Below are 13,958 nucleotides of genomic sequence, written 5' to 3'. Positions count from 1 at the left end.
ACCGAGCGGCACGGCCCGCGCCCACCCGCCCTGACATCGGGCCGGGCCGTGCCGCTCACCGGACGCCAGGACCAACGAAGGAACGAAGATGACTGCACTGCAGAGGGACCGGGCCACCGCACGGCCACCCGCACGGACCTCCCCCGCCGCCACTCCGGCCGGCCCGGGCCGCCTCCCCCGGCGCAAGGGTGTCCGCAGGCACTGGTGGTTCACCCCGTGGCTCTACCTGCTGGTACCGCTCGGGCTCCTGGCCACCTTCACCTACCTGCCGATCGCCGACATGCTCGGCTACAGCTTCACCGACTGGGACGGCATCAGCCCCGAGAAAAACAACGTCGGGCTGAAGAACTACACCGACCTGGTCACCCGCCCCGAGCTGTTCAAGGTGTTCCTGGTCAGCGGCGTCTACCTGGTCGCCGCGGTGCTGCAGATCTGTCTGGCGCTGTACTTCGCCACCGTGCTCAGCTTCAACACGAGGTTCCGCAACCTCTTCAAGGGCATCCTCTTCTTCCCGTACCTGATCAACGGCGTGGCGATCGGGTTCGTCTTCCTCTACTTCTTCCGCCCCCACGGCACCCTGGACTCCCTGCTCGCACTCCTGGGAATCCACGGCGACCACCTCTGGATGGGCGACCCGGACCTGGTCAACAAGTCCCTGGCCGGCGTGTCGGTCTGGCGCTACACCGGTCTCAACCTGGTGCTCTTCCTCGGCGCCATCCAGTCCATCCCTCCGCACCTCTACGAGGCCGCCGCCCTCGACGGCGCGAGCCGCTGGCAGCAGTTCCGCCACATCATCGCGCCCAGCATCAAGCCCGTCATCAGCCTCAGCGCGATCCTCGCCGTCTCCGGCTCGCTCGCCGTCTTCGAGATCCCCTACATCATGACCGGCGGCGCCAACGGCTCGCAGACCTTCGTCATCCAGAGCATCAACATGGCCTTCAAGTTCGACAAGTTCGGCCTCGCCTCGGCCAGTGCCGTCGTCCTGCTCGTCCTGATCCTGCTCGTCACCTGGATCCAGCGCCGCCTGGTGCCGGAGGAGAGGGTGGAACTCTCGTGACCACCGATCCCGTCACCCCCGCGCGGCAGCCCCGCGCCGCCCGCAGGATCCACACCCGGTCCGCCGTCGCCGGCGGCGCCAAGTACCTCTCCCTGGTCCTGGCCTCCGCCGTCGTGCTGATCCCCCTGCTGGTGATCCTCTTCACCGCGCTGAAGACCCGTCAGGAAGCCCTCGGCACCGGGCCGCTCGACCTGCCCGGCAACTGGCTCAACTTCGAGAACTTCCGGATCGCCTTCACCCAGGGCAAGATGCTGCCCGCCTTCCTCAACACCACCTTCATCCTGCTGGTCTCGGTCACCGGCACGGTCGTCATCGGCTCGATGACCGCCTACGCCATCGACCGCTTCGAGTTCCGGCTCAAGAAGCTCGTGATGGCGCTGTTCCTGCTCGCCAGCCTGGTCCCCAGCGTCACCACCCAGGTCGCGACCTTCCAGATCATCGACAACCTCGGTGCCTTCAACACCCGGTGGGCGCCGATCCTGCTCTACCTCGGCACCGACATCATCTCGATCTACATCTTCCTGCAGTTCATCCGCTCCATCCCGGTCTCCCTCGACGAGGCCGCCCGCCTCGACGGCGCCAACAGCTTCACCGTCTACTGGCGGATCATCCTGCCGATGCTCAAGCCCGCCATCGCCACCGTGGTCATCGTCAAGGGCGTCACCGTCTACAACGACTTCTTCATCCCCTTCCTCTACATGCCCTCCAGCGACCTCGGCACCATCTCCACCTCGCTGTTCCGCTTCCAGGGCCCGTTCGGCGTCAACTGGGAGATCATCTCGGCCGGCACCATCCTGGTCATCCTGCCGACCCTGATCGTCTTCCTCGCCCTGCAGCGCCTGATCTACGCCGGCTTCGCGGCCGGCTCCACCAAGTGAGCCGGCTCCCAGGGCGGACGACCCGGAGGCACCGCACCTGCGCCGCGGTGCCTCCGCCCCGACAGTGCGCGCCCACCACGGCAAGGAGACCGAGGCGATGAGCGGACGCGTCACCATCCGCGACGTCGCCGCCCGCGCGGGCGTCTCCCCCGGCGCCGTCTCGCTCGCCCTCAACGACCGACCCGGCGTCTCCGCCCCCACCCGGCACCGCATCCGGACCGCCGCCGCCGAACTCGGCTGGGTACCCAACCAAGCCGCCCGCAGCCTGGCCGCCCTCCACCCGGACGGCGAGACCGTCGGCCTGGTCATCGCCCGCCCCGCCCACCAACTCGGCCTGGAACCCTTCTACATGGAGTTCATCTCCGGCATCGAGACCGTGCTGGAGGAGCGCTCGGCGACCCTGCTGCTGCGCCTGGTGCGCGACCGCGAGCAGGAGATCGCCGTGCACCGCACCTGGTGGCGCACCCGCCGGGTGTCCGGCGCAGTCCTGGTCGACCTCACCGAGGACGACCCCCGCATCCCGGCCGTGGCCGCGCTCGGCATGCCCGCCGTCGCCGCCGGACACCCGGCCCTGGCCGGCCCGGCGCTGGCCACCGTGTGGACCGACGACTCCGCCGCCGTCGAGGACGCCGTCCGCTACCTGGCGATGCTCGGCCACCGCCGCATCGCCCGGGTCGGCGGCGACCCGGCCCTCGGCCACACCGCGATCCGCACCCGGGCGCTGGAGGCCGTCGCCGCGCAGCTCGGCCTGGAGCCGCCGCGCAGCCTGACCACGGACTTCTCCGGGCGGGCCGGCGCCCGGGCCACCCGGATGCTGCTGGCCTCCGCCGACCGCCCCACCGCGATCGTCTACGACAACGACATCATGGCGGTGGCCGGCATCGCCGTCGCCGCCGAGCTCGGCCTCCAGGTCCCCGCTGACCTGTCCCTGATCGCCTGGGACGACTCCCAGCTCTGCCGGCTCACCCACCCCCCGCTGTCCGCGATGAGCCACGACGTCCACGGCTACGGCACCCAGGTCGCCCGCACCCTGTTCGACGTCGTCGAGCACCGGCGCCCGCCGACCTCCCCGGCCCCCACACCCGTCCTGGTACCACGCGGCAGCAGCGGACCGCCGTCCCGCTGACCGCCTCCCACAGACTCCCGGCCCGTCCCCGACTCCTCTTGAGGGTGAGGAAGTTCGAGGACGGGCCGGGTCCCACGCACACCCGGAGCACCGACATGACCGCCGACCTGCTCACCACCACCATCCGCCCGTACGCCTGGGGCTCCACCACCGCCCTCGCCGAATTGACGGGCCGCCGGCCCACCGGCGCGCCCGAGGCCGAGCTGTGGATGGGCGCCCACCCCGGCGCCCCCGCCCGGATCGACCGCGGCCGGGGCAGCGAGGCACTCGACGCCGTCATCGCCCGGGACCCACGGCACGAGCTCGGCGACCGGGTGGCCGAACGCTTCGGCGCCCGCCTGCCCTTCCTGCTGAAACTGCTGGCTGCCGACCACGCCCTCTCCGTCCAGGTCCACCCGACCGCCGCCCGGGCCAAGGCCGGGTACGCGGCCGAGGAGGCCGCCGGCATCCCGCTCGACGCCCCGCACAGGATCTACCGCGACCGCCACCACAAACCCGAACTGATCTGCGCCCTCGGCGACTTCGAGGCACTCTGCGGCTTCCGCGACCCCCGGGCCACCGCCGCGCTCTGGCAGCGCCTGGCCCTGCCGGTGCTGGACCCCTGGATCGAGCAGCTGCGCACCGCCCCCGCCGACCAGGCACTGCGCACGGTGCTGACCGCCGCGCTCGCGGACGACCGCGCCAGGGGGGAGCGGGCCGCCGCCGAACTCCCCGCCGCCCTGGCCGCCCTGGCCTCGGGCGACGATGCGGACGCGGCCACCTGGGCCGCGTACCGGGACGCCGCCCGCGACTACCCCGGCGACCCCGGGATCCTCGCCGCGATGCTGCTCAACCACGTCCGCCTCGGCCCCGGTCAAGCCCTCTACCTGGACGCCGGAGTCCCGCACGCCTACCTCCGCGGCCTCGGCGTCGAGATCATGGCCGGCTCCGACAACGTGCTGCGCTGCGGCCTCACCCCCAAGCACGTCGACACCGCCGCACTGGCCGCGGTGGTCGACTTCCGCCCCACCGCCCCGCAGCACGTCCCCGCCGTTCCCACCGGCCCCGGCGAGCTCGAATTCCTCACTCCTGCCGAGGAGTTCAGCCTCTCCCGGATCGAAATCGGCGAGCCCCTGGAGATCGCCGACGACGGCCCGCAGATCCTGCTCTGCGTGCGCGGCACCGCCCGGATCGACGACGGACCCACCCTCGTCCCCGGCCGGTCCGCCTACCTGCCCGCCGCCGGCGGACCCGTCCGGCTGGACGGTGACGCCACCCTGTTCCGCGCCAAGGTCCCGCAGCCCCGCTGACCTGGCCCCAACCGATCACGCCCCCAGGCACCACCCCACCCACGCTTGTCCGGAGGAGACCCGTGAACGACCAGCCCCGCACCACCAGCCGCCGCACCCTGCTGGGAGCAGCAGCCTTCGGCCTCGCCGCCACCCCGCTCGTCAGCGGCACCGCACTCGCCACCACCGGCGCGGGCCAGGACGCCGAGCAGCGGGGCAACGGCCGCGAGGACGGCGCGAAGCGCTCGTTCGTCACCGCCAGAGGCGGTGAACTGCGCCTGAACGGACGGACGTTCCGCTTCGGCGGGACCAACTGCTACTACCTCCACCAGCAGTCCCACTACATGATCGACGCGGTGCTGAACGACGCCGCCGCGATGGGCCTGACGGTGATCCGCGCCTGGGCCTTCGCCGACGGCGACGGCCACTCGCACCGCGCTCTGCAGCCGCAGCCGTTCCGGTACGACGAGGCCGCCTTCGACAGCCTCGACTACGCCGTCCACAAGGCCGGGCAACTCGGCCTGCGCCTGGTCCTCCCGCTGGTCAACAACTGGCCCGACTACGGCGGCATGCGCCAGTACGTCTCCTGGTTCCTCGGCCTGCCCGACGACTCCTACGGCGAGGGCGTCCACCACGACCGCTTCTACACCGACGCCAACTGCCGCAAGGCGTACCGGGCCTGGGCCAAGCACGTGATCGGGCGCCGGAACCGCTACACCGGCCTGCGCTACGACGCCGACCCCACCGTCATGGCCTGGGAGCTGGCCAACGAGCCGCGCTGCCGCAGCGACAAGTCCGGTGCCATGCTGCTCGGTTGGGCCCGCGAGATGAGCGCCTACGTCAAGTCGCTGGCCCCGCGTCAGCTGCTCGCGGTCGGCGACGAGGGCTTCTACGGCAAGGCCGGCCACGCCGACTACCCCTACTCCGACTACGAGGGCGCCGACTGGCTGAAGCTCACCGCCCTGCCCGCCGTCGACTACGGCACCGTCCACGTCTACCCGCAGAACTGGGGCGAGACCAGCGGCTCCAAGCCCGGCACCGACGCCACCGCCTGGGGCACCCGCTGGATCACCGACCACCTCGCCGACGGCCGCACACTCCGCAAGCCGGTCGTCGTCGAGGAGTTCGGCCTCCAGATCGACCCCGCCCGCGACATCCCCGACCCCGCTGCCCGCGACGCCGCCTACCGGGCCTGGACCGATGCCGCGCTCGCGAACGGCGCGGCCGGCGACCAGTTCTGGCTGCTCACCTCCCGCGTCGACGACGGCTCCTTCTACCCCGACTACGACGGCCACCGCGTCATGTGGAACAACGACCCCGCCAACCCCACCCGCACCACCGCCCAGCTCTTCGCCGCCCACGCGAAGGCGATGACCGCGGCGAGCTGACCCCTCGCCGGCCCCCGACCGCCCGCCGCCCGGTGACCGTCATGCCCGGGCGGCGGGCCCCGCCATGAGGAGCCCCGCATGCAGCCCCGCGCCACCGTCCTCTTCCAGGGCGACAGCATCACCGAGGCCGGCCGCGACCGCGACCGCCCCGAAGACCTCGGCCACGGCTACGCCGCGCTGGCCGCCGCCGGTCTGCCCGGCGCCCCGCAGGTGCTCAACCGGGGCGTCGGCGGCGACCGCCTCACCGACCTGCGCGAGCGATGGGAGGCCGACACCCTCGCCCACCGCCCGGCCCTGGTCTCCGTCCTGATCGGCGTCAACGACACCTGGCGCCGCCACGACCAGGGGCTGCCCAGCCCGATCGACGCCTGGGAGCGCGACTACCACCTGCTGCTCACCAAGCTGCGCGGGCACTGCGCCCCTCGGCTGCTACTGATCGAACCGTTCCTACTGCCGGTGCGGGCGGAACAGTGGAGCTGGCGGGCCGACCTCGACGCCCGGATCCAGGCCGTCCGCCGCCTCGCCGCCGCCCACGACGCCCGACTGCTGGCCGCCGACGGCCTGCTCAACCAGGCCGCCCGCACCGCGGGCGACCCCGCCCTGATCGCGGCCGACGGCGTCCACCCCACCCCGCTCGGCCACCGCCTGCTCGCCGACGCCTGGCTGGCCCTGGCGGCCACCCCCCACGCCTGACGCGTCGTCACCGGCACGTCACCGCACCACCACCCCCACTCATGGCACGAAAGGAACCTCCGTGCACCAGAGACTCCGCCCCCGCCGTACTCCGCACCTCGCGCCGACGGCCGTCCTGCTCGCCGCCGCCCTCGCCGCCACCGGCCTGACCCTGGGCCGCGCCGGCACCGCCCAGGCCGATACCGCCGGGTCGTTCGCCACCCGCTGCGGCGTCCACTTCTGCCTGGACGGCAAGGAGTACTACTTCGCGGGCACCAACACCTACGACTTCTTCACCTACGGGTCGGCCTCCGGCGACACCGAGTCGCAGTTCATGGACAAGGCCCGCATCGACGCCCAGTTCGCCAACCTGAAGGCGGACAAGGTCGACGTGGCGCGGCTGTGGATGTTCAACCACGAGAACTGGCACGGCTTCGAGACGTCCAAGGGCGTCTACGACGAGCAGCAGTTCACCCTGTTCGACTACGTCATCGAGTCGGCCAAGGCCCACGGCATCCGGCTGGTCCCGGTGTTCGAGAACTACTGGGAGGCGTACGGCGGCATCGACGCCCGCCTGCGCTGGGAGGGCCTGTCCGGCGGACAGCCCGCCCGGGCCGCGTTCTTCGACAAGGCCCGCTGCCCCGGCTGCTTCACCTCCTACAAGAACTACGTGTCCTACGCGCTGAACCGGGTCAACCACTACAGCGGCGTCACGTACAAGGACGACCCGACCATCTTCGCCTGGGACCTGATGAACGAGCCCCGCTACGAGGGCCAGAGCCAGGCCGAGAACCTCAACGGCACCACCCTGCGGGCCTGGGTCGACGAGATGGGCGCGTTCGTCAAGGGCATCGACTCCAAGCACCTGCTCGGCGTCGGCCTCGAAGGGCACGGCACCGGGTACGGCTTCGGCGGCGACGAGGGCAACCCCTTCGTCCACGTGCAGCAGTCGCCGTACATCGACTACACCTCCGCCCACCCCTACCCCACCGAGCACTGGGCGGACCTGGACATCCAGGAGACCAAGACCCTGATCCGGTCCTGGATCAGCGACTCCCACGACAAGGTCGGAAAGCCCTTCTACATGGGCGAGTTCAACGTGCACAACGTCGACCGCTCGGCGTGGTGGCGCGAGATCTACGCGGACTTCGAGGCGGCCGGCGGTGACGGCAGCGCGTTCTGGTGGTACTCGGACCGCAACATCGACGGCAAGTTCGGCGTACTGCCGGGCGCGCCCGAGCTCGCCGTCTTCCGTGACCACTCCGAGCGGATGCGCGCCAAGTCGGGCCTGGTGACCGGCACACCGAGCCCGAGCTCCTCCGCCTCCCCCGGCGAGCCGTCACCCTCACCCTCGCCCTCGCCCTCCGCGTCGTCCACCTCGCCGGCATCGACGACCAACTGCGCTGTGCACTACGGCCTCTCCGACTGGGGAGGCAGCTTCAACGCCGACGTCACCGTCAAGAACACCGGCACCGCAACCGTCAACGGCTGGCAGCTGGCCTTCTCCTTCCCCGGGGACCAGCGCGTCACCGCCATGTGGAACGCCGTGAGCACGCAGTCCGGCAAGCAGGTGACGGCCGCCAACCCGGCCTCCTACAACACCGCCATCGCGGCCGGAGCCAGCGTGAACTTCGGCTTCAGCGGCACCTCCACGGCCGGCACCAACGGTGCCCCCGCCTCCTTCACCCTCAATGGGGAGACCTGCAGCACCTACTGACGACACCCCTGGATTAACTGCTTCAGTCATGCCGCATGAGTTCATCCCATCCGGCTGCAACCACCAGCTTCCAATGTACAATTAATCGGTTAAGTCAGATCCGTTGAGCGCCAACTGACGGTGTGCCAGGATCCCGATGACGACGACGGCCAAGTCCCCGCCCCCACCCCCGGCGGGTCGACCGGCCCGACGTCGACCTGCGGCCCGCCCGTGCTCCCTCCGCCTGTCCAGTGACTGACACGGCGTCGGGCCGGCCGTACCCCCACCCACGATTCGAGGAGAGCCATGAACCCGTCGCAGAGCCGCAGAGCGCTCACGACGATCGGTGCGGCGATCGCAGCCGCCTTCGGTCTGCTGATCGCCGTGTTCGGATTCGCCCCGGGCAGTGCCCAGGCCGCCGCCACCGGCATCCACGTCAGCAACGGCCGCGTCCTGGAGGCCAACGGGAACCAGTTCGTGATGCGCGGGGTCAACCACGCGTACGCCTGGTACCCCGGGCAGACCACCGCGATCGCCGACATCGCGGCCAAGGGCGCCAACACCGTCCGGGTCGTGCTCAGCAACGGCGACCGCTGGACCCGCACCAGCTCCGCGCAGGTCTCCACCCTGATCGGCCAGTGCAAGGCCGCCAAGGTCATCTGCGTCCTGGAGGTGCACGACGCCACCGGCTACGGCGAGGACGGTGCCGCCACCACCCTCGACCGGGCCGCCCAGTTCTGGGTCGACAACAAGAGCGTGCTGGACGGCCAGGAGGCCTACGTCGTCGTCAACATCGCCAACGAGCCCTGGGGCAACAGCGGTTACACCGCCTGGACCGCCGCCACCAAGAGCGCCATCGGCAAGCTCCGCGGAGCCGGCCTGCGCCACGCCCTGATGGTCGACGGCCCGAACTGGGGCCAGGACTGGTCCAACACCATGCGGGACAACGCCGCCTCGGTCTTCGCCGCCGACCCGGACCGCAACACCGTCTTCTCCATCCACATGTACGGCGTCTACGACACCGCCGCCGAGGTCCAGAGCTACCTGGGCGCCTACGTCAACGCCGGACTGCCCATCGTGGTCGGCGAGTTCGGCGCCAACCACAGCGACGGCAACCCCGACGAGGACGCCATCATGGCCACCGCCCAGTCCCTCCAGGTCGGCTACCTCGGCTGGTCCTGGAGCGGCAACGGCGGCGGCGTCGAGTACCTCGACCTGGTCAACAACTTCGACAGGAACTCCCTGACCGCCTGGGGCAACCGCTTCTTCAACGGCGCCAACGGCATCGCCGCCACCGCCCGCCCCGCCACGATCTACGACCGCCCCACCCAGTCGCCCTCGCCGTCCCAGTCCCCGCTGCCGAGCAAGGCGCCGAACGGCTACCCGTACTGCGCCAGCGCCTCATCCGACCCCGACGGCGACGGCTGGGGCTGGGAGAACAGCGCCTCCTGCGTCGTCCGCGGCGGCCGCGCCGACACCGGCACCACCCCGTCCCCGACCCCGCTGCCGACCAAGGCACCCAACGGCTACCCGTACTGCCTGAACGCCTCCTCCGACCCCGACGGCGACGGCTGGGGCTGGGAGAACAGCGCCTCCTGCGTCGTCCGCGGCAGCCGCGCCGACTTCTGACCGCTCCCCCGTCCGGCAGGCGTCCGGCAGGGCACCGGGGTGTGCCGTCCCTCGCTCGAGGGGCGGCACACCCCGGTGCTCAGGGGTAGCGGAGAAGTCGTACGCCCGCCCCCCGGGGGGTTCAGTCGATGGCGTCGAGGACCTGGCCGAGGTCGACGAACTTGAAGCCGGTCGCCTCGCGGTCACCGTCACCCGGGGTCTCCTGGCCGTCCTGGACGACGAGCAGGCCGTTGGGGTAGCGGGCGCCGAGGGGGGCGTTGAGGGCGGCGGCGCCGTCGCAGACCTCGGAGCCGTCGAGGGTGGCGGAGGCGGCGGTGATGCGGAAGGCGCCCTCGAACTCGTTGTCGTCCTCGCGCTCGCGGTCGTAGGCGACGAAGGTGTTGTCGCCCTGGCTGGAGGCGAGCAGGTAGCCGTCGCCGTCCGGCTCGGTGACCAGGGTCAGGCCCTCGACGTCGGCGCGCAGGCGCTTGCCGCCGTAGCCCGGGTCGGCGCCGGGGCTGCACTCCTCGGTCTGCTCGTCGTAGCTGCCGGGGACGCCGTACTCGCGGACCTTGTCGATCAGCTTCGGCGTGCCGGTCAGGCCCGCGTCGATGCGCCAGATGCCGACGTCCTCCTGCCCCGCGTACAGGGTGCCGTCCGCCGGGTCGACGACCATGCCCTCGACCTGCGGCAGCTCGCCCGGTTCGGCGCAGGGCGTCCAGGTCGCGCCGTTGGGCAGCCGGAACGAGGACGGCAGGTCGATGGTGCGCACCTGGCGGTAGTCCACCGTGCCGCCCGCGGTGGGGACCAGCTCCAGCATCGCGATGCGGGTGCGGTTGCGCTGGCTGACCAGGGCGTAGGAGCGGCCGCTCTTGCGGTCGGTCCAGGTGGCCAGACCGTACGCGGTCTTCTGCTCGTTGATCTCGTCCTGGTCCGCGGAGAACACGGGCCGCACACCCGGGTCCGTCACGTCGGTGAGCGGGCCGCCGGGCCGGTCGCGGTCGATCCGGTAGATCCGCAGCCGGTCGTTGCCGCGGTCGCTGACCACCGCGACGTCGGCGCGCCCGCCCGCCAGGCGCAGGCCCTGCACCAGGTCGACGTTGTTGAACCGGCCGGGCTTGTCCTCCGCACCCGGTCCGGCCGGCGCGGGGATCGACTGCACCTGACGGGCGTCCAGGTCGTAGACCCGCAGGCCGCCCTGCTTGGCGGTGGCGACCACCAGGCTGCGGCCGGGGTCGGCGGCGTTGCGCCAGATCGCCGGATCGTCCGCGTTGGCGTCGCCCCCGGCCCCGTCGTCGAACAGCGGGGCGGTCTCCGCCTTCGCGTGGACGGCCGGAATCCCGGAGCCGGCCTCGGCCGGCAGGGCAACGGCAGACGCGGTCACCACGCCCAGGACCAGTGCGGTGACCCGCGGCAACTGACGCATCGTCATCATCGTTCCTCTCTGAGGGTTCTGCTGTCCGGGGCCGTCCGTCGCACCCCGGCGTGTGCACGATCGCGCGGCCGGACGTCCGCCCGACGTCCAGTTACCGGCCAGTAGGTGAATTAACCGATAAAGTTCACACCGCGCTCCAGGCACAACAACAACCGACGCCCGCCTGACTCCACGGGTGCATTAACCGGTCTATACCGCTGCCACCCCCACGGGGCAGGACGCCGCCCGGAACGTCTGACCCACCCTCAGGCCCCGACTCCACCCGCCCCGGCCGTCCGGACGGGATGACACACTGACGGCACGGGCATCGGAGAACGGGGGACGATCCGGGTGGGTCTGGAGATCGAGAGCCGGCCGTCGGAGCTGCCGCACATCGAGCGGGTGTGGCGCAGCCGCAGTTCCGACGTGGCCCGGATGACGTCGGTCGCGACCTCGCACTGGGAGCTCGTCTTCTGGGAGCACGACGGCCAGGTCCAGGCGGCCGTCCTGGGCCCGGAGCCCAAGGCCAGTCCCGCCCCCGTCCCCGGGGACGCCACGTTCTTCGGCATCAGCTTCGCCCTCGGCACCTCGATGCCGCACGTGCCCGTCAGCCGGCTCGTGGGCGGCAACGTGGAGATCCCCGACGTGACACGACGCTCCGTGTGGCTGAAGGGCTCCGCCTGGCACGTGCCCGACTACGACAACGCCGAGGCGTTCGTACGGCGCATGGTGCGTGAGGGCATCGTGGACTACGACCCGATCGTGCCCGCGGTCCTCGACGGCACCGCTCCCGCCGTCTCCGAGCGCACCCTCCAACGGCGTTTCGTCGCGGCGACCGGCCTCACCCAGGGGGCCGTCCGGCAGATCCACCGCGCCCGGGAGGCGGCGGTGCTGATCCAGGAGGGAGTGCCGGCGCAGGACGTCGTGCACCTGCTGGGGTACTTCGACCAGCCGCACCTGGCACGGTCGTTGAAGCGCTACGTCGGGCGGACCGCCACCCAGCTGAGCGCCCCGGACGCGGCGGAGCCGCTGTCGCTTCTGTACAAGCCCTCCTCCCCGACCCCCGCATAGTCTTCCTGACGTGGCCGACGAGGTCGGTCCGAACTCACCACGGAGGAATCATGCGCAAGGTCGTCTCGGGTCTGTTCGTCTCGCTCGACGGTGTCGCCCAGTCGCCGAACGAGTGGCAGTTCGCCTTCGACGAGGAGATGGGCGCGGCGCTGGCACAGACGCTGGAGTCGGCCGACACCATCCTGCTGGGCCGGGTGACCTTCACCGAGTGGGCCGGGTACTGGCCGACGGTGACCGAGGGCGAGGACGCCGGCTTCGCCAAGTGGATCAACGACTCGCCCAAGCACGTCGTCTCCTCCACCCTGGACAGCGTCGACGACTGGGCGAACAGCACGCTCGTCAGCGGCGACCTGGCGGCCGCGATCGCGGAACTCAAGGCGGGCGAGGGCAAGGACATCACCGTCGCGGGCAGCCCGACGCTGGTGCGCTCGCTGCTCGAGCAGGACCTGCTGGACGAACTGGTCCTGCTGATCCACCCGGTGGTCGCCGGCGAAGGCCGCAAGAAGCTGTTCGCCGACGACGCCGCCCTGAAGAAGCTTCAGCTGGTGAGCGCCCAGCCGACCAGCAGCGGCGTGATCATCGCGACCTACCGCCCCGCTCGCTGAACACACCACCGGGCCCGGCGACACGCCCGGGCTCGGCCACACCACCCGCTCGGGGCGCTCCCGGCCGAGGACCGGCTCCACCCCCGAACGTGCCGCCGAGCCCTGGACGGAGGGTCAGCGCACCCGCCCGCGCGGCTTCAGCGGCACCGGCGGCAGCTCCGGAGCCGCCAGCCGGGCCCCGTCGTAGCCGTGCACCTCGCCGAAGAGCGACCCCTCCATCCACTCCGTCCGCGCCTGGGCGATCTCCTCGCCGGAGCGGGCGATGAAGTTCCACCACATCACCAGGTGCTCCTCGAAGGGGACGCCGCCCAGCAGCAGGAGCGAGGCGTCGGTGCGGGCGAGCAGGGGGAGTTCGCGGCGGCCGGTGCCGAGGTAGAGGATCGAGCCGGGCTCGACCCGGACGCCGTCGACGTCGACGGAGCCGGTCATCGAGAGGACGGCGTACTCGTACTCGGGCTCCAGGGGCAGGCCGTGGGAGGCGCCCTCACGGAGCGTCAGGTCGGCGCCGACCAGCGGGGTGTAGGTGGTGCCGGGGGAGGTGGCGCCGTCGAGGGTGCCGAGGATGACGGTGGCGTCCAGGCCGGAGGCGGTGACGGTGGGGAGCACGGGGTGGTGCTCGAAGGCGGGGGCCATGTGCCGGTGGGCGTCGGGGAGGGCGACCCAGAGCTGGGCGCCGTGCAGGAAGCGGGCGTGCTGGCGGGGGGACTCCTCGGAGTGGGTGATGCCCCGGCCGGAGGTCATCAGGCCGAGCTCGCGGGAGCGGACGGGCTGGAGGCTGCCGAGGCTGTCGCGGTGCAGGATTGAGCCCTCGTGCAGCCAGCTGACGGTCTGCAGGCCGGCGTGCGGGTGGGGCGGGACCTGCATGCCGGGCTCGTCGGTGATGTCGTCGGGGCCGTAGTGGTCGACGAAGCACCAGGCGCCGACCATCCGCCGTCCGAGGTTGGGCAGCAGGCGGCGGACCTCGGTGGACTCGCCCAGTTGGACCAGACGGCCGGTCAGCAGCTGCTTGATCGGGCCGGAGTCGGCCTCGCCGCCGCAGGGGGTGGGGGTCGGCTTGAGGTCGAGGTTGCTCATCGCGGGCGCACTCCATCCGGTTCGGCGGTCCAGGACGACGGGACGCATCCGATCATCCGTCAGTTCGGGCCCGCAGCAAACCGAAGGGCGGGGATTGCTCC

12 protein-coding genes are annotated in these 13,958 nt (G+C 71.6%); 10 read left to right on the top strand and 2 right to left on the bottom strand.

The window, feature by feature from the left end:
- Window positions 1-88: 88 nt before the first annotated feature.
- The 8 genes from ACIA8O_RS22435 to ACIA8O_RS22400 all read left to right on the top strand — a co-directional run bounded on the left by ACIA8O_RS22435 (window position 89) and on the right by ACIA8O_RS22400 (window position 9,714).
- Window positions 89-1,057 carry a carbohydrate ABC transporter permease gene (locus tag ACIA8O_RS22435; protein ID WP_396295688.1) on the top strand — a complete coding sequence of 323 codons (969 nt, stop codon included), beginning with the start codon at window positions 89-91 and terminating at the stop codon, window positions 1,055-1,057.
- On the top strand, window positions 1,054-1,935 hold the full coding sequence (locus ACIA8O_RS22430) for a carbohydrate ABC transporter permease (RefSeq protein ID WP_396295687.1): 882 nt from the start codon (window positions 1,054-1,056) through the stop codon (window positions 1,933-1,935). The genes ACIA8O_RS22435 and ACIA8O_RS22430 overlap by 4 nt, the downstream gene beginning before the upstream one ends.
- A 97-nt stretch (window positions 1,936-2,032) precedes the next feature.
- Window positions 2,033-3,061 (top strand): LacI family DNA-binding transcriptional regulator, encoded by a 1,029-nt coding sequence (locus ACIA8O_RS22425; protein WP_396295686.1) that lies wholly within the window; start codon window positions 2,033-2,035, stop codon window positions 3,059-3,061.
- Window positions 3,062-3,156: 95 nt separating this feature from the next.
- Window positions 3,157-4,350, top strand: coding sequence for a mannose-6-phosphate isomerase, class I (gene manA, locus ACIA8O_RS22420; RefSeq protein WP_396295685.1), 1,194 nt, complete (start codon window positions 3,157-3,159; stop codon window positions 4,348-4,350).
- A 62-nt stretch (window positions 4,351-4,412) separates the two neighbouring features.
- Window positions 4,413-5,717, top strand: coding sequence for a cellulase family glycosylhydrolase (locus ACIA8O_RS22415; protein WP_396295684.1), 1,305 nt, complete (start codon window positions 4,413-4,415; stop codon window positions 5,715-5,717).
- 78 nt (window positions 5,718-5,795) lie between these two features.
- A complete protein-coding gene (locus ACIA8O_RS22410; protein WP_396295683.1) occupies window positions 5,796-6,410 on the top strand; it encodes an SGNH/GDSL hydrolase family protein in 615 nt (204 codons plus the stop codon).
- A 61-nt stretch (window positions 6,411-6,471) separates the two neighbouring features.
- Window positions 6,472-8,106 (top strand): cellulose binding domain-containing protein, encoded by a 1,635-nt coding sequence (locus ACIA8O_RS22405; protein WP_396295682.1) that lies wholly within the window; start codon window positions 6,472-6,474, stop codon window positions 8,104-8,106.
- A gap of 285 nt (window positions 8,107-8,391) precedes the next feature.
- Window positions 8,392-9,714 (top strand): cellulase family glycosylhydrolase, encoded by a 1,323-nt coding sequence (locus ACIA8O_RS22400; RefSeq protein WP_396295681.1) that lies wholly within the window; start codon window positions 8,392-8,394, stop codon window positions 9,712-9,714.
- Between the two features lie 121 nt (window positions 9,715-9,835).
- Here ACIA8O_RS22400 and ACIA8O_RS22395 read toward each other — a convergent pair whose 3' ends face one another.
- Window positions 9,836-11,125 (bottom strand): phytase, encoded by a 1,290-nt coding sequence (locus ACIA8O_RS22395; protein WP_396295680.1) that lies wholly within the window; start codon window positions 11,123-11,125, stop codon window positions 9,836-9,838.
- Between the two features lie 333 nt (window positions 11,126-11,458).
- Between ACIA8O_RS22395 and ACIA8O_RS22390 the strand changes: the two genes are divergently transcribed.
- Both ACIA8O_RS22390 and ACIA8O_RS22385 read left to right on the top strand, forming a co-directional pair.
- Window positions 11,459-12,178, top strand: coding sequence for a helix-turn-helix domain-containing protein (locus ACIA8O_RS22390; protein ID WP_396295679.1), 720 nt, complete (start codon window positions 11,459-11,461; stop codon window positions 12,176-12,178).
- Window positions 12,179-12,228: 50 nt separating this feature from the next.
- On the top strand, window positions 12,229-12,783 hold the full coding sequence (locus tag ACIA8O_RS22385; protein ID WP_396295678.1) for a dihydrofolate reductase family protein: 555 nt from the start codon (window positions 12,229-12,231) through the stop codon (window positions 12,781-12,783).
- 114 nt (window positions 12,784-12,897) lie between these two features.
- Here ACIA8O_RS22385 and ACIA8O_RS22380 read toward each other — a convergent pair whose 3' ends face one another.
- Window positions 12,898-13,857 (bottom strand): pirin family protein, encoded by a 960-nt coding sequence (locus tag ACIA8O_RS22380; RefSeq protein ID WP_396295677.1) that lies wholly within the window; start codon window positions 13,855-13,857, stop codon window positions 12,898-12,900.
- Between the last annotated feature and the right edge of the window lie 101 nt (window positions 13,858-13,958).

This window comes from Kitasatospora sp. NPDC051853, assembly GCF_044452665.1.
GTDB lineage: Bacteria > Actinomycetota > Actinomycetes > Streptomycetales > Streptomycetaceae > Kitasatospora.
Note: the sequence above shows the minus strand (reverse complement) of the source record. Positions and strands in the feature narration are given on the sequence as shown.